Genomic DNA, 19458 nt, shown 5'->3' with positions numbered 1-19458 from the left:
ATCACATCCGTATTTAAATGCCGCCCCAGGTTGTCCAGCCGGTGCCATTTGTCCAGGAGATCATATGTACCTCCATTCCTGATCTTGCAAATACATTTACATAATCAGCGCTGCGGGAAGTAACAGCAGGCATGCTATTAACAGGGCCGCCCAGGTTTCCCGGTGTCCAGCTGCCGGGGGTTGTCCAGTTGTAGCTCACTATTGCCGTACCTGAAACGGCAAACACCTGCAGGTTGCCGGCATCTCTGGAAACGGCTGCCGGAGCGGAAGACAATACTCCGCCCAGGTCGCTCCAGGCGGACCAGCCACCGCTTTCTGACCAGCTGATGGTGGTCAGTGTGCCGGTAGTACTCTTTGCAAAAACATTTACTACCTGCGGTATCCTGGAATCTGCTGCAGGCACGCCGTCGATGGCGCCGCCCAGGTTACTCCAGGCAGACCATCCGGTACCGGCAGACCAGGAAATATGCGCCAGGGTATTGCCGGCGGTCTGCGCAAATACAAATATGTTGTTAGCATCCCTGGAAACCGCTGCCGGATCGGAAATGATATTACCGCCCAGGTCTTCCCAGGCCTGCCATCCGCTGCCGTTGATCCATGTTCTGGATACCAGCCTGTTGGCAGCGCTTCTGGCAAATACCGTAATCACGCCAGGTGCTCTGGAAACAGCCGCCGGGGCGCCCTCAACGCTGCCCTGCAGGTCTATCCATTTGCCCCATCCTCTGGCACTTGTCCAGGGAAGGTGCACCAGGTTCCCGGAAGCTCCTTTTGCAAAAACATCCATGAAATTTACAGACCTGGAAACAGCAGCGGGCAGTGAATTGATGGGCCCCAGGATTTGCCATCTCGCCCATTTACCGGTATTATTCCATGACTTATGTATCAGGTTACTGGAAGGTCCTATTGCAAACACACTCATGTTATTGACATCCCTGGAAATGGCCACCGGCGAGGAATTACAAGGCGTCTCCCGAAACGGCGCATACAGGCCTTCCATTGCAATCCGGTCGTTCGCATTGAAGCTGCCGCCGGGATCGCCGGTCACACCCAGACTATAGCACTTCAACATGAAAGAGCCCTCATCGAAGCCGGAAGGAGTACCGGGAATAGGAAGCGCACCGATTGTTCCGGCGCCTTCATTCACCGCAGCGCCGCCACAGCTTACGCTACTGAACCAGTCTGTATGCCGCAGGCCAATACTGTGGCCTATCTCATGCTCTATCACATGCCGGATAAAATCCGTGTTGTTACTCAATTCCGGGGAACAGGTATTCAGTGTGATGGTCGGATACGGATTACCGTTGGCCGGAAACCCGGAGGTACCCCGAAGGCCGGTGCCCATGCAGGTGCCGTTTACCGTAATATCCACGGTGCCGGAGGCTACGTACGTAAATGTCAGCGCCAGGCCCAGCGCATTATAATTGGCTATCGCCTGCTGCACAGCCTGTACATACGGCTGCGGCAGTCCGGCTGCACGCACCCTGAGCGTGCGCGGCAGGTTACGCACCAGCTCCCGCGTACTGTACTGCTCTGTTTCAGCAACACGTAAAATCACATTCTCCGGCAATACTACCAGGTCTTTTTCATACAGCAGTATATCCCGCTCCACGAGATAACCACTGTCAATACGTTGTACGCCTTCCGTACTGAAGCCTGCCGCCCTGATGCGCGACAGCACAGACGTGAAGGAAGCGCCGGCATCATCGGGCGGCGAGGATTCCTTCCTGCAGGAGAAACCCAGTAAAATCAACAGACAACAAAGGAAAAGGGGAAATTTGTTTTGCATAGCTGACAGATTATTTTAGCTACATGAAAGAATAACAGATAAAGCCAGGCTTTCGGAGACAGGAAACAGCGGGGAGGGTTAAGATCAACTGTTACATCCGGTGACCGGACAAATATATACAGGAGGAATGCTATCGTTTTACAGCCTGTGGATGCAATACAATTTTTCCGGCATCAACAACTGCTACTCTTCAAATATTTTCTTAATTTACTTACATGACGCAGCAGTATCATCTCTCCAGTACACAAGCCAGAAAAATTGTGCTCCATGCAGCAGGGCTGGCACGTCCGGCCCAGTTTGGCAAAGGCATAGAAGCCGTTTTCAAACTGATAGATCACCTGGGATTTGTTCAGATAGATACGAATTATGTAGTGGAGCGCGCACATCATCATTCCATGGCTGCACGTATACCTGATTACAAAATGGAGTGGGTGGATGAACTGCAGGCAGACGGACGTATTTTTGAATTCTTCACCTTTGCCGCAGGATATATTCCGATGGAAGAATTCCGTTTTTCACTGCCGGTGAAGGAAGGATTCCTGCAACGCAGACCATCCCAGACACCGCAGGAAATCAGTCTCATGGACAAGGTATTGGATCGTATTGCGCGCGAAGGGCCACTGATGGTAAAGGATTTTGAAAACGACCGGCCGGGAACCAGCTCCGGCTGGTGGGACTGGCGGCCGGCGAAGGTAGCGCTGGAACGGCTCTACTACGATGGCAGACTAATGTCTACACGGGATAAAAAATTCCAGAAAGTGTATGACCTTCCCATCAATCTAATTCCTACGGATATTGATACTACCCTGCCTTCACCGGAAGAATTTGCGCGGCATGTTATTCTTCGCTCATTAAAATCGCTGGGCATTGCGTATACAAAAGATATCACCTGGCGCGCCCATTACGCCAAAGATCACCTTGTAAAAGCAACCCTGGAAAAGATGGTGAAAGCCGGAGAAGTCTGCAGCGTGGCGATAGAAGGGCTGAACACCGGGCCGCTATTTATGCTGCCTGCCTATAAAAACAAAAAGATTACACTGAGCGGCGATGCCTTCATTCTCTCTCCTTTCGATATACTGAATGTATTCCGGCACCGGTTAAAGGATTTCTTCGATTTTGATTATCAGATCGAATGTTTTGTTCCGGCGCCTAAACGTAAGTACGGATATTTTTGCCTCCCCATACTGATCGGCGATACCTTCGTTGCCAGAATGGATGCCAAGGCAGAAAGAAAAAAAGGCATCTTAACGGTACACAATCTTCATTTTGAATCACTGACCCTGAGTCAGCCGATGCTTGACAAAGTTATTGATGCGCTTAAAAATTTTGCAGCATTCAACAAGTGCAGGAGTATCGTCATTACAAAATCAAACAACAAAAAATACCTGAAAGCGATAAAGGAAAACCTCTGAGGTGCATGTTAAAATAAAATTTACTTTCCTTGCTCTGCAGTGGTTTTCAGCGCTGCCAGCCATTTATCCAGGGAGTCGTCCAGGCCCTGCTGAAATTTATGTGCCATTAGTTTTACCAGCCATCCTTCCATACTTTCTTCCACATCTACCCTGGTATATCCATCTGGCAGGGCGGTGAATGTCCACAGGTGGATAGCGAATGCACCGAAAGCCGGACCGGACCACCCGATATTGGAATAAGGCGTTGCCGTATGTATATCTGAACGGATATTTAATCCTCCGCTTTCCCAGGTAAAGGAATTACCAGGCACAAACTGTCCGTTCAGCCTCGGATGCCGGATATCAGTTTGCCAGCTGCTCCAGTGGTTAACGTTGCTCAGCAGTGTCCATACCTTTTCCGGAGTTGCATGGATAACAATAGATTTCCTGGTTTGTACCGGCGCATCTTTATGGATGCTGGTGGATGGGGTGTAATGACTGAACAGCTCCAGGCCGCCTATAACTACAGCCACTGCCGCCAGCAGGATAATGATGGAATAAAACAGCTTTTTCATACAAGTACCGGTTAGACGATGATTTAATATTTTTACTGACTCAAAATTAAAGCTGTCATACCAGCCGGCCTTGTAAGAAAACGAAAGAAAAAGCAGGTATTCCCCGGCAGATCAGATAGTAGCTGATGGCTGAAATCAATACAACAGATTGATTAATTCAGCGCAATGCTATAACTTCATTTCATAAAAACACCTGATATATGACTGCAGAAAAAGCCATTCTTGCCGGCGGCTGCTTTTGGGGCGTGGAAGAATTAATCCGGCAGCTGCCCGGCGTTACCTCCACCGTTGTTGGATATACTGGTGGCGATGTACCACATGCCACCTACAGGAATCATGGATCGCATGCAGAAGGCATAGCAGTTACCTTTGATCCCACGGTATTATCTTACCGCACGCTGCTGGAATTTTTCTTCCAGATACATGATCCTACCACGCGTAACCGGCAGGGTAATGACATTGGCACCTCCTACCGTTCCGCCATTTTTTATCTGGACGACCGGCAACGTGATACTGCCACCGAACTGATAGCAGCACTCAATGCCTCCGGCAAATGGCCCGGCAAAATTGTTACAGAAGTATTGCCTGCCGGAGATTTCTGGGATGCAGAAGAAGAACACCAGGATTATTTACAGAAACATCCGTATGGGTATACGTGTCATTTTGTGAGGCCGGATTGGAAAATTTAAAATCTTAAATTTAATTACGAATTGCGAATTACGAATTACGAATGAGACACGAAGATTTAAGCGGATAAAGAATTTACTTTTTCGCTTAAATCTTCGTGTCTCATTCGTAATTCGTAATTCGCAATTCGTAATTATTTCCCAAGTTCCCCGATTCTCACCACCAGATCCGCCAGCCTGTTAGAATACCCGAACTCATTATCATACCATCCTACTACTTTTACGAGGTCGCCTACAATAGAGGTGAGTAAGGCATCGAAGGTGCAGGAATAGGGATTATCAACAATATCTATTGAAACGATGGGGTGTTCGGTATATTTCAATACACCCTTCATGGAGGTGGCGGCGGCTTCTTTAAACTTTGCGTTGATTTCACGCACGTCTTTAGGCTGCGTTTTGAGGATGCAGGTAAAATCGGTGAGTGAGCCGTTTAATACCGGTACGCGGATACCGGCGCCGCCCATTCTGCCTTCCAGGTGAGGGAATATGGAGGTGATGGCTTTTGCAGCCCCTGTAGAAGTAGGGATGATGGAAGCCGATGCTGCACGCGCTCTGCGCAGATCCCGGTGCGGGGCATCATGCAGGTTCTGATCTCCTGTCATAGAGTGTACGGTAGTTATGTATCCATCTACAATTCCCCAGTTGTCGTCCAGCACTTTCACCATCGGCGCCACGTTGTTGGTGGTGCAGGAGGCATTGGATAATACCGGTGAGGTGAGATCGATGACATGATCGTTGACCCCTAATACAACCGTAGGAATATCTTTATCCGGCGAGGGGGCAGATACGATTACCTGCTTCGCGCCGGCCTGCAGGTGCAGCTCTGCGGCGGCCCTGGTAGTAAACTTCCCGGTAGATTCTATCACCAGGTCTATATGCAGTGCTGCCCAGGGCAGCTTCAACGGATCACGTTCAGAGAAAATACGGATGGGTTTCCCGTCAATGACCAGGGAGTCGCTGGTCGCTTCTACCTCTCCTTTAAACGGCCCATGCACGGAATCATAGGTATACAGATGCGCCAGGGTCGGAGTATCTGCCAGATCATTGATGGCAACTACTTCTATGCCCTTTCTTTCCAGTAACATGCGTAAACAAATCCTGCCGATACGCCCGAAACCATTAATAGCTATCCTCATGTTGATGTTATTATAGCGGGTAAAGTTATCTGATAACGCGGAAAATAACAAAAGACCGGTGCAATGTATTGCTGACAAAGGATTTCAGCTTTACTTTCCGGATGTGGGAATTGTCTGGTCCTGTATTTCTTTCCATATCATCTTCCTGCAGTGATGATCCTTTCTTATTTTCTGCTTGTATTTTCTGGATTTTTCCACATCTTTGTAAGCAGGCAACTCCGCCGCCACCAATAGCGGACAATATGTAAATACAGCAGCAGGACGATAGCAATTAATACATATTTCAACCAATCATCGCAGGCAGTGAACAATCATGTGAGAGAAAACGAGTCAGCCATCCTGCTTTCAAGGGTAGCCCTTGGAGATGAACAGGCCTTTACAGCATTATTTGACCAGTGGCATCCTTTCCTGGCCACGCATATTTTTCGTATCACCGCTTCCAGGCAGCTGGCAGAAGAGGTAGTACAGGATGTGTTCCTGAAGATCTGGCATAACCGCGCCACGCTGACGGGAATAACGCATATCCGCGCCTATCTTTTGACGATGTCGAAAAATCATGCGCTCAACGCGTTGCAGAAAAAAGTACGCGAGTACCGCCAATGGGAGCAATGGGCCAGAGAACATACGATGGTGGCAGATCAGCCGGATCCTTCGGCCAGTATGTACTCGCTGATAGATGATGCCATTGATAAACTATCGCCACGGCAGAAAGAAATCTGGCTGCTGCATCGTCACCAGCGGATGACCTACCAGGAAATCGCCGCTCACCTGGGCATTGGCCGTGAAACAGTCAAGTCGCACCTGGAATCCGCTGTCAGAGCTATTTCCAGACACGTCAGACTGCAGCTGGCCATAACTACAGCGGCTATCTGTATGTTGCAATAATTTTTTTTCAGCCCCCTCCCCCTTTTTGTATCGGCTGACTGTCTATCATCATGAGCAACCACTGTTATGATGAACCAGACCAGGCTGGAGGAGCTTTTTGCCCTCTACTATAACCGAACCGCCACACCGGCGCAGATAGCAGAGCTGATGGCCCTGCTGGAGCATGCTCCACCCGAAACGCTGGAAATGCTCATCATGCAGAACGGCGAAAAACTTGCTGACACCGATGATGTCATTGCCCGGAATGATGCGGATAATATTTTACAGCAAATCCTGCGAAGCGAGCCGGCGCCTGTACAACGGCGCTACTGGCGGCCCTATGCCATGGCCGCGGCCGTAAGCGGGCTACTCCTGGGCGCTGCGTACCTGTGGCTGCATAACCGCCAGCAGAGCGTTACAGCGCCTGTGCAGGTAATTGCAGCTGATATGGCGCCGGGAAAAGAACACGCTACCCTCACACTCGGCGACGCCTCCGTGATTGCCCTGGATACCGCCTCCAACGGATTGATGCGCCAGCAGGGCAATGCAGCTGTCAGGATGGTGAATAAACAACTGGTGTACACCGGTCATGGTAACGGCGACGTTACCTGGAATACCATCTCTACCGGCCGTGGTAACCATTACAGCCTGGTACTGTCCGACGGTACACGCGTATGGCTCAACGCGGCAACATCCCTCCGCTTTCCGGCTGCTTTTACAGGCAAAGAGCGTGCGGTGGAAGTCAGCGGCGAAGCCTACTTTGAAGTTGCCCGGGATGCCGGCCGGCCCTTCCGGGTGCAGCTGGCAGGTCATCACGAGATTACCGTACTGGGTACATCGTTTAACGTTCATGCCTATAACGACGAGGATTATACCGCTACCACGCTGGTGAGCGGCTGTGTGAAAATAAACAATCACCTGCTCAGACCCGGTCAGCAGGCCAGAACCGGCAGCGCAGACAACATAGCCATCACGTATGAAGATACGGAACAGGCCATCGCCTGGAAAAACGGGTATTTCTGGTTTGAAGATGTCAGCATTCACGTGCTGATGAAACAGATCGCCAGGTGGTATGATGTGGAAGTACGCTTTGAAGGCAACATTACCGAAGATGGATTTTCCGGCAGGATCTCCCGTGATCTGCCATTGTCAAAAGTACTGCAGATACTATCGCTGAATGATATACATTTTAAAATAAACGGCAGACAGGTAACTGTTATGCCCTGAGGCTGACAAAGAAAAAACCGGCAGTGTTCCAGCACCGCCGGCAGGATTCAGGTCAGTGGAAATACAAGACGGTCATCTCAATTTTCTCACCCAAACCACACAAATTTATGCTTTTAGGAGCGAAGTTTCCGTATGCCCTCCGGAAAAGGGCAGGCATCACCAAAATCTTAGTGGCCATGAAGCTTACGGCATTATTACTATTGGCCCTGTGTTTACAGATCAGTGCCCGCAGCTATTCACAACAGATCAGTTTATCTCTCCGCCAGGTAAATCTGAAAATTGTTTTTAAAGAGATAGAGAAGCAGAGCGGATACCAGTTTTTCTACAAGGAGAAACTGCTGAAATCTGCTGCTCCGGTAACATTGCATGTAGTCCGGGCAGATATCCGGGAGGTGCTGGCGCAATGCCTGTCTGCCAGGAACCTTACCTTCAGCATCGTAGATAAAGTGGTGGTGGTGAGAAGCGGCACGCCTTTACCGGCGCTGCCCTCCGTGCCTGTAAAGGCGGTGGTAGCGGCGGCCGAACTGAAGGGCGTGGTAAAAGACGAAGACGGCACGCCGCTGCCTGGCGCTACCGTACGTGTAAAAGGCACTGCCAGAGGCACTTCTACCGATGCGGAAGGCCGGTTCACCCTCCAGGTACCGGAAAATGCGCTCCTGGAAATTTCCTTCGTAGGCTATGAAACCCGGGAAATGTCCGTCAATGGCCTTTCTTCCATCAACATCATATTAAGCAGGCAAAGCATCAAAAGGGATGAAGTGGTAGTAGTAGCCTATGGCACCCAGCATAAATCGCAGGTGATCGGCGCTGTATCGCAGCTGGGCAGCAAAGCCATCAATAACCGTCCGGTGCCGCAGCTCTCGCAGGCACTTACCGGCCAGATGCCCGGCGTTACCGTCATACAACGTTCCGGCCAGCCCGGCGTTAATAACACCATCCAGATCAGGGGAGTCGGCTCTTTCGGCGCTACCCCCAGTGCCCTGATTCTGGTGGATGGTATCCCCACCAGTACCTTCAATGATATAGATCCCAATGATGTGGAAAGCATCTCCGTGTTAAAAGATGCTTCCTCTGCCGCCATTTACGGCGCCCGCGCGGCCAACGGCGTTATCCTCGTAACCACCAAAACCGGCGCTGCCGGCAAACTCCGGCTCAGCTACAACGGGTATGCAGGGCTGCAGAAAATTACTTCTACCCCGGCTTTCGTGAATGCACAGGAATACGCTACCCTGATGAATGAAGCACAGCCGGGATCATATACCGCTGAACAGATCCGGAAATTTGCGGATGGCAGTGATCCTGACAATTTCCCCGATGCCGACTACATCAGCGCTACCTTCCGGAAAAATTTCATCCAGACAGGACATAACATCTCCCTGTCTAACGGTAACGACAAAACGCAGTATCTCATCTCCGCCGGTATGCTGAACCAGGACGGCCTGGTTACCGGCAACAACTACAAACGCTACAATGTGCGTTTAAACCTCGGCACCAACATCAGCAATACGCTGAAACTCACTACCCGACTGGCTGTCACCCAGTCCAACATACGGCAGCCAGCTACTCCCGCTACGCTGGACGCTACCGGTATGCAGGATATTATTTCCGCAGCGGTACGAACCACACCTAACTATCCTATCCGGATGAGCAACGGCGACTGGGGAGCGGGCAATGTGAACAAAGGCAATCCCGTGGCCTGGCTGGAAAGTGCCTCCTTCTACAAAAACAGGAGCCTGGATCTGAATGGCAACATGCGGCTGGACTGGTCTGTGATACCTTCGCTCAAACTGTCTGTAATCGGCGGTTGTACGCAAATGCAGCTGCAAGGCAAAACATTCCTGGCTACCCAGCGTATCAATGCCAACATCTTCCTGGGACCGTCCAGCCTTTCGCAGGCAGACTCACTGATACAATATAAAACCGTTCAGGCACTGGCCGAATACAAAAAACAATTCCGGAAACATGAAGTGGGCGTGCTGGCAGGTTATTCTTTTGAAAGTTATTATCATGAAGGATTAAACGCAGCCAGAACAGGTCTTCCGAGCAACGACCTTACCGAGCTGGGACTCGGAGATCCTTCTACCCAAACCAATAACAGCTATGCCAACGAATCGGCCCTGAACTCCGTATTCGGGCGTATCCAATATAACTACAACAAAAAATATCTCTTCGAAACCAACTTACGCTATGATGGTTCTTCCCGTTTTCCTAAAAGCGACAAATACGCATTCTTCCCTTCAATGGCAATCGGGTGGCGCATCTCAGAAGAATCTTTTGTAAAAAACAATATCCGCTGGCTGGATGAACTGAAGCTGCGCGCTTCCTATGGTACGCTGGGCAACCAGAACATCGGCGATTATCCTTATCAGAACTTATTATTCACCGGCTATAACTATCCGTTCGGGAGTGTTGTCAGCCCCGGTGCGGCCAGAACGACCATTGCAGATTCCACTATTCACTGGGAATCTACGCGTACCAAAGATGTGGGTATTGATGCCTCTTTCTTCCGCCAGAAACTGAACATTAGCATCGCCTATTTCGACCGCTACACATATGATATCCTGGTAAGTCCCTCCAGCAGCGTTTCCTGGGTGCTGGGCGCCAGTGTCGGGCAGCAGAATTCAGGTAAGCTGAAAAATACCGGCTGGGAATTCACTGCCAGCTACCGTAATAATATCGGCAGGTTCAGCTATAACATCGGCGGTAATTTAACCATTACCAACAACCAGGTGCTGGACCTCGGCGTCGGTAACATTAATCAGCCTAATGGCCTCATCGGTAACGGCAGCACGCTTTTCATCGGGTATCCGATGAACGTGTACTATGGTTATGAAGCAGACGGACTTTTCACAGATGCCGCCGATATAGCCGCCTGGAAGGCATCAAACGATATGAGCGCCATCAGTCCGAACCCGCAGCCCGGCGATATCCGCTATAAAGATATCAGCGGTCCTGATGGCAAGCCGGATGGTAAAGTGACGCCGCAATACGACCGCAAAGTGCTGGGTTCCACCATTCCGAAATACACTTATGGCATTAACCTGGGCGGCAGCTACAAAGGTTTTGATCTGAACATACTTTTGCAGGGGATTGCAGGCGTGAAGGGTATGCTGAATAACTACGCCGGATGGGCGTTCTACCAGAATGGCAATGTACAACGCTGGCAGATGGAAGAAAGATGGTCTGCAGACAATCCGCGACGCGACGCGCAATATCCCCGCCTGGAAGTCATCTCCAACCAGGGTACTGCCAATACGCAGCCCTCTTCGTACTGGATACTGAACGGTTCTTACCTGCGGCTGAAGAGCATACAGCTGGGATACAGCTTTCCCAGAAGTATGTTGCAGAAAGCCCGTATAGAAGGACTGCGGCTGAGTCTGAGCGCAGAAAATCTACGGACGTGGAGTAAATACCGCCGCGGCTGGGATCCGGAAATCAATACCGGCGGCTCCTACTATCCTATCCTCGCCAACTATACCGTTGGATTGAATGTCAATTTCTAATCTTTCAATTGCAAGTACATGATTACTATCTTTTCAAAATATAAAAAACAGCTGGTGATATTATTCATGGCCGTCGCCGCAGTCTCCTGCAAAAAGGCACTGGATAAATCACCGCTCAACAACTATTCCAACGAAGTGTTCTGGACCAGCGAACAGAATGCCCTGCTGGCACTCAGCGGCGTATACCGCAGTAATATCCAGATGACGAAGGCGGCAGAGTTTTCCGCCACCGACTGGTGGTCATACTATGGTTTGCTGATGCTCGAATTTGCCACAGACAATGCCTATGACCGCCGCGGAGATAATGCCGCCCTGAACAGGCTGAGTAACGGTACGCTGACAGCAGATAACAGTATCCTCAGCGATTACTGGAATGCCAGTTATATACGTATCGGCCGCTGTAATTATTTCCTGGAGAATGTAGGTAAGACGCCCGTCAGCGCCGACAGGCTGAAGCGGTTTATCGCCGAAACGCGTTTTCTGCGGGCCTGCACCTATTTCTATATGTCGCAATACTGGAAGGATGTGCCGCTGGTTACGCGCACGCTCTCCCTGGAGGAAGCCAATACCATTACCAAAACGCCCAGGGCACAGATCGTACAGTTTGTTACCGATGAGCTGAATGCCGCCATCAGCGATCTGCCACAATACAAGGATATTCCTGCCGCAGAGCGCGGACGCGCCAGCAAACAGGCTGCACTGGCCTTTCTCGGCAGGCTGCAGCTGGCAGAAAAACAATATGCTGCGGCTGCCGCCACCTATAAAAAAATCATCGATTATAACGACAACCTGATAGAAGCCGATTACCAGAGCCTTTTCAACGGCACCAACGAAGGCAGCAGGGAAATCATCTTTGCCACACAGTATACCCAGGACCTCGCCTCCAATGCCATGCTGCAACATCTCTATCCTGCCATGGCCGGCGGCTGGCACCTGTATTGTCCGCTGGGCAGCCTCGTGGAATCGTATGAGTTCACCGACGGCACGCCGTTTTCGTTCAGCGATCCCCGTTATAATCCCGCAGATGTTTCAGCGCAACGCGATCCCCGCCTGCGGTACACCGTGATGTATAACAACCAGGCATTCCGGAATCTCCGCTATATCACACATCCGGATTCCAGCAAATCACCAGATCAGCTGACCACCACCAAACAAGCCACCCGTACAGGTTTTGGCATGAAGAAATTCAATTACGAAAATTTTGCCGGCGGCGATCTGCAGAATTCAGGCATCGATCTGCCCGTTATCCGTTATGCCGAAGTACTGCTCAGCTATCTCGAAGCCAGGCTGGAAGCCGGCGATGGGATAGACCAGGGGCTGCTGGACAATACCATCAACCGGGTAAGGGGCCGCGCCTCTGTGAATATGCCCCGCATTACGCTGACAGATCCGGCCGCATTACGCACCCTGTTACGCCGTGAGCGCCGCAATGAACTGGCACTCGAAGGTATCCGTTACTGGGACCTGCTGCGCTGGGGTATTGCGCCACAAGTGCTGAGCGGTGATTTCTACGGCGCTGCTTTTCCGGGGGCTGTCATCCTCCGCAAAAAAGGCAGCAACACAGATCCGTACAGCCGCTGGTATGTTACCAGCAAAGCCTTCAGGGCCGGCGTAGACGACAGATGGCCCATCCCTCAACGCGAAACAAATATTAATCCTAATCTGAATTAACCGATCATGTATTCTTCCCTTATCAGAAAAACAGGTATCTGGTTCATCTGTATAGCCTGTGCGCTGACAGCTTCCGCGCAACGGAAGCCCAATATCATTATCATCTATGCAGATGACCTCGGCTATGGCGATGTGAGCTGCTACGGCATGACAAAAATACACACCCCGCATATCGATCAGCTGGCGAAAAAAGGAATACGCTTCACCAACGCGTATGCCACCTCTGCTACGTGTACCCCTTCCCGTTATGGGATACTTACCGGTAAATACCCGTGGCGGCAACGGAATACCGGCATAGCCCCCGGCGACGCAGCCCTCATTCTGCCGACCGACCGGCAGACATTACCGGGGATGTTGCAGCAGGGCGGATACAATACAGCTGTTATCGGCAAATGGCACCTCGGACTTGGCAGCAGCGCCGGCGTAGACTGGAATACCGCTATCAGCCCCGGTCCGCTGGAAACAGGTTTCAGCTATGCCTTTATCATGCCCGCAACACTGGACCGCGTACCCTGTGTGTTCGTAGAAAATCATCACGTCGTACACCTCGATAGCAACGACCCCATCACCGTCAGCTATAAACATAAGGTGGGCAACGACCCTACCGGCAAAGAAAACCCGGAGCAGCTACGCATGCTGCCCGATCCGCACCAGGGGCATAATCAGACTATCGTAGACAGCATCAGCAGGATAGGCTGGATGACCGGCGGTAACAGCGCCCGCTGGAAAGATGCTGATATCGCAGGTACCATCACCGGCAAAGCCATACAGTTTATCAGCGACAACAAACAACACCCCTTCTTCCTTTATTTTGCCAGCGGCGATATACATGTGCCCAGGTATCCGCACAGCCAGTTTCGCGGTAAAAGCGGCATGGGGCTGCGCGGAGACGCCATCCTGCAGCTGGACTGGACCGTAGGGCAGCTGGTGCATGCGCTGGATAGCCTGGGGCTTACACAGAACACCCTGATTATCTTCAGCAGTGACAACGGCCCCGTACTGAATGACGGCTACCTGGATCAGGCAGTAGCACTGGCCGGCGGACATCAGCCTGCAGGGCCGCTGCGCGGCGGCAAATACAGCGCCTTTGAAGCAGGCGCCCGCGTACCTTTCATCGTGCAATGGCCCGCAGGCATCAAAGGGAACCGCAGCTCCCCGGCACTCATCAGCCAGATAGACCTTTTCGCCTCACTGGCAGCACTCACTGGTCAGGCATACGCCCCTGGCGATGCGCCCGACAGCTTTGACATGCTGCCGCAGCTGACAGGGAAATCAGTGAAGAACCGCCCGTATGTAATTACGCAGGGCGGACCGTTATCCTTTATCACCGGCAACTGGAAATATATATCTCCGTCGAAAGGCCCCAAAGTAGCTACCGATGTGAATATTGAACTGGGCAATGACAGCAACCCCCAGTTGTATGACCTTCGTGGGAAAACACCGGAGCGCATGAATGTAGCGGAGCAATATCCGGAGAAAGTGAAGAAGATGGCGGCAGAACTGGAGAAGGTGAAGGCGGGGAAGTAGCTGAGAGGAGAAGTGGTAAAGCAGATGGTTATCGTTGCGATGGCCATCTGCTTTTTTATAGCATACCGGGAATGTAAGGAATGGCCTCCCCTCTTCAGCTCATTTGTCAATTCGTGATCTTCCGGATATGAATATCAATAATATAAGCCGTAATTGGCTTCAGTTCCCGGTCAAAGGCCACCGGATGCTCTCCTCCCGATGTATAATATTCCATTTTATTGTTAATCTTGGAATACCAAACCTTCCCTATGGCCTGGTAGGTGATGGTGTCTGGTTGGGTTATCTTTTTAAAATTTTCCATCCTCCTGGCATCAAATGCTATAATCTTCACATTGGGCTTTTTCTGATCACAGGCTATAGGCTCATAATGATCTTCGGACCAGTACATGCAGCCCGCGCCGGACTGGTTTCTATTTTGCCACCACCATATGCTACCTGCTCCCAGCACCAGCGATAACATAACTGCGGCCAGCGTTTTCGCGGATTTTTCTTTTAATTTCCGGGGAGGATTAGCTGTCGTGGTTGTAAAGCCCATCATTTCCCCTCTTTTTGAGTCCTCCGTCTCCGCCTGAATTATCGGAATTATTGGATTTCCCGGAATTACCGGATTTCCGGCAGGCAGCTCGCTTCCGGCCAGAGGTAAGCTGACCGGGGCATCTGATAAAACTTCCTCTTCTTCTGCTACCGTGTTGACATCATTTGGCGCCGGGTCTTCATTTACATCTTCCTCTCCGGAAATCTTTTTCCCTATTTCCCAGGGCCTGCCGGAAAAATCAATAAGCCAGGCCAGCAACTCGATATTCTTCTCATCTGTATTTTCTGATTTTCCTTTCAGGTAATTCACCAGCGGCCTGAATCTATCCGTGTCACATCGCTTAATGATATCCTTATAGCTTTTCGATTCATTCAAATCCCCGCAGAAATCCCTGATGATCTTCTCATCCCGTCTACTTACATCTTTAGTACAACTCTTCACACATTCATCTTTGAGGTTTGCAGGAGTGAGATGCATCAGGCCGAGAGGTAATGTATTGTTTACCTTCTTTCGTTCATATGCCCGCATGACCAGCTGCCGGTAATCAGGAAAACATGTTGTCATAAATCAAATTATTGAACTGAATAATTGGAATTCACATCTGCATTTCCGGAATTACCAGGGGAAATTCAGGATTTAAAGGATTTACCGGAACCACCTACAAATCAACCACTTACACCATCCTATCTTTGTTTTGCAATCGGGTAAACACCTCCTTAGCTAAGAGGTTCTCTGTACAGAACCGATGCACTCCGGGTAAAGAAAGCGGAAGCCGGTTACCGGCTTTGGGAAGCGATCAACAGCTTCCGTAATCCACACCCACACTTCCCAAAAACAAGAAGCGCTTCTTCACTGACTCAATCTCCGCTGCCGGCTGCCCGGCAACCGGCAGCTTATTTCAAAACAAATTAAAAAAAACAACAATGTTTTATATATTATTCAGCTTTTTCACGGCATTCTTATGCCCCAACCATTCCAACAACGGGAATAACAACCATCCTAACAATGGCGAACAGGTAACTATTCTGGGGGATACCGGTGGCGAAACCGGAACAATTCCTCCGAGAAAGCCCTGATATTTACTTTACGTGAGGCAAGAAAATTCTTGCCTCACTTCTTTTATTTACTTGTCAATATTAATTTCCAAAAACTGAGAAATTCAATAATTTTAAGAGAAATAATCATTTAGTGCGCCCCTCAACCATCATCCTGTCCATACTCCTTGGAAGTCTCTTAGCCTGCACCTCCAAACGGAAATCTCCCCAACCAGTGTCAGCCCCTACGTTGGATAAAGGAGAATCATTCTTCAATAAAAATAATGACTCTGCCTTTTATTATTTCAATCTGGTTGCAACCAGTGCCACTGACAGCCTGGATATTGCAATGGCCTACACTTACATGGGCATCATCCAGGAGTATGAGGGAGATCATTACGGAGGACAGGAAAGTCTGTTGAAATCCCTTACCTATCTCAATGAACGTAACAAAAAACACCACGGTGTCCTTCGCTCTAACTACCATGAACTGGGCAATGTCTGTCTTAATCTCAGGAACTATGAAGCAGCAATCGATTATTACAACAAAGCGCTCAGATACGTAAATAAAACGGACTTCGAAGCTATTGCCTTAAACAGTATAGCGCTGACTTATCAGAAGAAAGGCGACTATAACGAGGCTGTCAGCCTATACAAATCCTTACTGGCAAAGAGCAGGGATAAGAAAGAGTATGCCCGGATCCTTTCCAATTATGCCAGAACCAAATGGCTGAAAGATCCTGCTTATCCCGCTGGTCCTGAACTATACCAGGCCTTACAGATCCGAAAGGATTCAAACGACATCAGGGGGCTTAATGCCTCTTACGCGCATCTGTCAGACTATTATTCGCCATCCTTACCGGATTCGGCGCTTTACTATGCCGGTAAAAGGTACGAAATCGCCCGGCAGATGAACAGTCCGGATGACGAAGTCGAAGCACTGTCCAAACTTATTACACTTAGTCCCATCAATCTGTTGAAACCATATTTCATCCGTTACCAAAATCTGACAGATAGTATCCAGACGGCCAAGAATACAGCCAAGAACCAATTCGCATTAATCCGGTACGAAACCGCAAAAAGCAAGGCTGACAATCTCCAGCTGCAAAAGGATAATGCCCAAAAGAGAACCCAGCTGGTAGTACAGTGGTTCATACTGGTGCTGGTTATCCTCTCTTTCATTACAGCCGGTATTGCTTTAGTACATCGTTCCCGCAGACGCCGGCAGGAGATAGAATTTGCCTCCCGCCAGGCTATACAGGACTTTCAGCTGACCACCTCTCAGCGGGTGCATGACGTAGTAGCCAATGGCTTGTACAACATAATGTCAGGTCTTGAGCATAAAACATCGGTTGACAAGGAAGAACTTATAGATAGGATTGAAGTACTGTATGAGCGCTCCCGTGATATCTCCTATGAACCCCCTGTCATCTCAAAAATTCCCTTTCCTGTTAAAATTGACAATTTGCTGGAAGCATTCGGCTCCGGGCATATCAAGGTCCTGATCATCGGAAACAGCGCTGCGCTATGGAACCAGGTCGATGTACAGGTACAACATGAGGTTGAACATATTCTGCAGGAATTGATGGTTAATATGAAAAAACACAGCCAGGCCGATTCCGTGATGATAAAGTTTGAATGTCAGAACAGCCTGCTGCAAATACGCTATACCGATAATGGCATCGGTATTTCCGGGCAAGTTAAGTATGGAAACGGATTACGGAATACGGGAAACCGTATCAGAAAAGTTAACGGGCAATATACATTTGAACATCCTGCTAAAGGATTAAAAATTCACATTACCATCCCAATAGCTCAATCCTCATGATTACAAAGGTACTTATTGCTGAAGATCACGAAAGCGCCAATATTTCTGTACAGAAAACACTGGAAGAACTGGACATTACCAATATAGCATATGCCTATTATTGCGATGATGCACTGAGTAAAATCGTACAGGCAGTTAAAACAGACAGCTCCTTCGATCTTCTTATTACAGACCTGTCCTTCGATCCGGATGGTACAAAGCAGGCAATTTCCGGCGGTATAGATCTGATTATCGCTGCCAGGGAAGTGCAACCCGACCTGAATATCCTGATCTTCTCAGCAGAACACAAGCCTGCCACTATTGATCAGCTCTATAACAAGTATGACATTGACGGCTTTGTACGCAAAGCCAGAAACGACGCGAAGGAGCTGAAAGAGGCCATCAGGGAAATTGGCCGCCACCGGCGTTATTTCCCCCGACATATCAGTCAGTTAATAGATAAAAAGAATTCCTACTCCTTTTCAGATGTTGATATCATCATCATAAAGCTGCTTTCCCAGGGGATGCTGCAGAAAGACATACCGGCATACCTCCAGCAGAAAGGAATAAAGCCATCAGGATTAAGCAGCGTTGAAAAAAAACTTAATCAGATGAAAGACACACTTGGTTTTACCAAGAACGAGCAATTAGTGATTTACTTCAAAGAACTGGGTGCTATCTGAATATTTTAAAAATTCAGCCGGCAAACTCCGGATTACGGTTTCCCATAAAATAAGACAGTGGATGAAATATACTTTTGTTTTATAAAATTAAAATAACCATGAAACAGAAGTATTACGTAAACAATAATCCTCAGTCTGACAAAGGCGATCATGAAGTACACACCGCCACCTGCCCTTATTTTCTTTTGATGTATAACCGGACTTACCTGGGAGAATTTGAAACATGTCAGGCAGCCGTTCTGGAAGCAAAGAAACGTTATGAGAAAGCAAATGGCTGCCGGACCTGTTCCAGGCCCTGCCATACCAGTTAAGCATTTTTCCCCGTTCTTCTGTAACCCCTTATCTTCAGAACCGATCAAGCTATGAAACTCCTGTATGCCTGGTTGCTTATAATTCATTTTCACTGCAATCAGATAATAGTGTATATCTGTGACAGTAAATATGCTGAGAGGTATCACTATAATCCCAATTGCCCCGGATTAAACAATTGCAGGCGCCAGATTATCGGCATCCCTCTTGAGAAAGCAATGGCCATCAGAACGCTGTGCAAATGGGAAACCAGAACGCCATGCCGGTGCAATCAATAAGGTGGTTCTAACCGGAATGATGCTACAATAACCTCCAATCTTTATTATTATGACAATTCCAAACCATGCGCCGTATAAATACCTGCAGTTTCAGGGAGATCAGTCTTACAGCCGGTATGTTCAGGAGAATGTTCCGGCAAAATCACAGGAACAGGATTACCTGAACGTCAAATCTCACGGCAGTTACGGCGCGCTTTTATTTCATCCGGACTGGAAAGCGAAACGAAAGAAAATACTGGAGCGGGACATGCATCGCTGTGTGTATTGCCGTAGTGACAAAGACTTGCAGGTGCATCACCGGCAATACCACTTTATAGCGAGCGAGCAACGGTTCCGCGTCCCCTGGGATTATCCCGGTCATTTACTCATCACGCTTTGCGAATCCTGCCACAGCAAAGGACATAATAAGTATAAAGTACCCACAATCACTATTTAATAAAATATGT

The 19458-nt window shown here is 49.3% G+C and carries 16 protein-coding genes; 12 read left to right on the top strand and 4 right to left on the bottom strand.

Annotated elements, in window-relative coordinates; genetic code table 11:
- Positions 1-13 precede the first annotated feature (13 nt).
- Positions 14-1786 (bottom strand): M57 family metalloprotease, encoded by a 1773-nt coding sequence (locus tag GWG06_RS21390; RefSeq protein WP_160715823.1) that lies wholly within the window; start codon positions 1784-1786, stop codon positions 14-16.
- Positions 1787-2001: 215 nt separating this feature from the next.
- Here GWG06_RS21390 and GWG06_RS21385 point away from each other — a divergent pair, with 215 nt between their 5' ends.
- A complete protein-coding gene (locus GWG06_RS21385) occupies positions 2002-3198 on the top strand; it encodes a winged helix-turn-helix domain-containing protein (RefSeq protein ID WP_127036416.1) in 1197 nt (398 codons plus the stop codon).
- 20 nt (positions 3199-3218) lie between these two features.
- On the opposite strand, the gene GWG06_RS21380 is transcribed toward GWG06_RS21385, so the two are convergent.
- On the bottom strand, positions 3219-3752 hold the full coding sequence (locus tag GWG06_RS21380; RefSeq protein WP_160715821.1) for an SRPBCC family protein: 534 nt from the start codon (positions 3750-3752) through the stop codon (positions 3219-3221).
- Between the two features lie 200 nt (positions 3753-3952).
- On the opposite strand from GWG06_RS21380, the gene msrA reads away from it, so the two are divergent.
- Positions 3953-4441, top strand: a complete 489-nt coding sequence (gene msrA / locus GWG06_RS21375) for a peptide-methionine (S)-S-oxide reductase MsrA (RefSeq protein ID WP_127036412.1) — start codon at positions 3953-3955, stop codon at positions 4439-4441.
- A gap of 131 nt (positions 4442-4572) precedes the next feature.
- Here msrA and gap read toward each other — a convergent pair whose 3' ends face one another.
- Positions 4573-5574: a type I glyceraldehyde-3-phosphate dehydrogenase gene (gap, locus tag GWG06_RS21370; RefSeq protein WP_127036410.1), complete on the bottom strand. Its 1002-nt coding sequence runs from the start codon at positions 5572-5574 to the stop codon at positions 4573-4575.
- A gap of 303 nt (positions 5575-5877) precedes the next feature.
- Here gap and GWG06_RS21365 point away from each other — a divergent pair, with 303 nt between their 5' ends.
- The 5 genes from GWG06_RS21365 (at position 5878) to GWG06_RS21345 (ending at position 14366) form a co-directional block, all read left to right on the top strand.
- Complete coding sequence (locus tag GWG06_RS21365) at positions 5878-6459, top strand: RNA polymerase sigma factor (protein WP_160715819.1); 582 nt, start codon at positions 5878-5880, stop codon at positions 6457-6459.
- A 66-nt stretch (positions 6460-6525) separates the two neighbouring features.
- A complete protein-coding gene (locus GWG06_RS30760) occupies positions 6526-7665 on the top strand; it encodes a FecR family protein (protein WP_160715817.1) in 1140 nt (379 codons plus the stop codon).
- Positions 7666-7841: 176 nt separating this feature from the next.
- Entirely contained in the window at positions 7842-11168 is a 3327-nt protein-coding gene (locus tag GWG06_RS21355) for a TonB-dependent receptor (RefSeq protein ID WP_235938475.1), read from the top strand.
- 18 nt (positions 11169-11186) lie between these two features.
- Positions 11187-12839, top strand: a complete 1653-nt coding sequence (locus GWG06_RS21350) for a RagB/SusD family nutrient uptake outer membrane protein (protein WP_160715813.1) — start codon at positions 11187-11189, stop codon at positions 12837-12839.
- Positions 12840-12845: 6 nt separating this feature from the next.
- Positions 12846-14366, top strand: coding sequence for a sulfatase family protein (locus GWG06_RS21345; RefSeq protein WP_160715811.1), 1521 nt, complete (start codon positions 12846-12848; stop codon positions 14364-14366).
- A gap of 106 nt (positions 14367-14472) precedes the next feature.
- On the opposite strand, the gene GWG06_RS21340 is transcribed toward GWG06_RS21345, so the two are convergent.
- Positions 14473-15465: a hypothetical protein gene (locus tag GWG06_RS21340; RefSeq protein ID WP_160715809.1), complete on the bottom strand. Its 993-nt coding sequence runs from the start codon at positions 15463-15465 to the stop codon at positions 14473-14475.
- A gap of 359 nt (positions 15466-15824) precedes the next feature.
- On the opposite strand from GWG06_RS21340, the gene GWG06_RS21335 reads away from it, so the two are divergent.
- The 5 genes from GWG06_RS21335 (at position 15825) to GWG06_RS21315 (ending at position 19448) form a co-directional block, all read left to right on the top strand.
- Positions 15825-15977, top strand: coding sequence for a hypothetical protein (locus GWG06_RS21335; protein WP_160715807.1), 153 nt, complete (start codon positions 15825-15827; stop codon positions 15975-15977).
- 193 nt (positions 15978-16170) lie between these two features.
- Positions 16171-17763, top strand: a complete 1593-nt coding sequence (locus GWG06_RS21330) for a tetratricopeptide repeat-containing sensor histidine kinase (protein WP_160715805.1) — start codon at positions 16171-16173, stop codon at positions 17761-17763.
- Positions 17760-18425 carry a response regulator gene (locus GWG06_RS21325; protein ID WP_160715803.1) on the top strand — a complete coding sequence of 222 codons (666 nt, stop codon included), beginning with the start codon at positions 17760-17762 and terminating at the stop codon, positions 18423-18425. Before GWG06_RS21330 ends, GWG06_RS21325 begins: the two co-directional genes overlap by 4 nt.
- 98 nt (positions 18426-18523) lie before the next feature.
- Positions 18524-18736 carry a hypothetical protein gene (locus GWG06_RS21320; protein ID WP_160715801.1) on the top strand — a complete coding sequence of 71 codons (213 nt, stop codon included), beginning with the start codon at positions 18524-18526 and terminating at the stop codon, positions 18734-18736.
- Between the two features lie 325 nt (positions 18737-19061).
- Entirely contained in the window at positions 19062-19448 is a 387-nt protein-coding gene (locus GWG06_RS21315) for an HNH endonuclease (protein ID WP_160715799.1), read from the top strand.
- Positions 19449-19458: the final 10 nt, after the last annotated feature.

It is taken from the genome of Chitinophaga solisilvae (assembly GCF_009928525.1).
Lineage (GTDB): Bacteria > Bacteroidota > Bacteroidia > Chitinophagales > Chitinophagaceae > Chitinophaga > Chitinophaga solisilvae.
This window is presented reverse-complemented; position numbering and strand designations above follow the sequence as displayed.

Excerpts from the sequence above, each read along its gene's own strand:
- GWG06_RS21390 (WP_160715823.1), bottom strand. The coding sequence starts at position 1,786 with ATGCAAAACAAATTTCCCCTTTTCCTTTGTTGTCTGTTGATTTTACTG.
- GWG06_RS21385 (WP_127036416.1), top strand. The coding sequence starts at position 2,002 with ATGACGCAGCAGTATCATCTCTCCAGTACACAAGCCAGAAAAATTGTG.
- GWG06_RS21380 (WP_160715821.1), bottom strand. The coding sequence starts at position 3,752 with ATGAAAAAGCTGTTTTATTCCATCATTATCCTGCTGGCGGCAGTGGCT.
- msrA (WP_127036412.1), top strand. The coding sequence starts at position 3,953 with ATGACTGCAGAAAAAGCCATTCTTGCCGGCGGCTGCTTTTGGGGCGTG.
- gap (WP_127036410.1), bottom strand. The coding sequence starts at position 5,574 with ATGAGGATAGCTATTAATGGTTTCGGGCGTATCGGCAGGATTTGTTTA.
- GWG06_RS30760 (WP_160715817.1), top strand. The coding sequence starts at position 6,526 with ATGATGAACCAGACCAGGCTGGAGGAGCTTTTTGCCCTCTACTATAAC.
- GWG06_RS21355 (WP_235938475.1), top strand. The coding sequence starts at position 7,842 with ATGAAGCTTACGGCATTATTACTATTGGCCCTGTGTTTACAGATCAGT.
- GWG06_RS21350 (WP_160715813.1), top strand. The coding sequence starts at position 11,187 with ATGATTACTATCTTTTCAAAATATAAAAAACAGCTGGTGATATTATTC.
- GWG06_RS21345 (WP_160715811.1), top strand. The coding sequence starts at position 12,846 with ATGTATTCTTCCCTTATCAGAAAAACAGGTATCTGGTTCATCTGTATA.
- GWG06_RS21340 (WP_160715809.1), bottom strand. The coding sequence starts at position 15,465 with ATGACAACATGTTTTCCTGATTACCGGCAGCTGGTCATGCGGGCATAT.
- GWG06_RS21335 (WP_160715807.1), top strand. The coding sequence starts at position 15,825 with ATGTTTTATATATTATTCAGCTTTTTCACGGCATTCTTATGCCCCAAC.
- GWG06_RS21325 (WP_160715803.1), top strand. The coding sequence starts at position 17,760 with ATGATTACAAAGGTACTTATTGCTGAAGATCACGAAAGCGCCAATATT.
- GWG06_RS21320 (WP_160715801.1), top strand. The coding sequence starts at position 18,524 with ATGAAACAGAAGTATTACGTAAACAATAATCCTCAGTCTGACAAAGGC.
- GWG06_RS21315 (WP_160715799.1), top strand. The coding sequence starts at position 19,062 with ATGACAATTCCAAACCATGCGCCGTATAAATACCTGCAGTTTCAGGGA.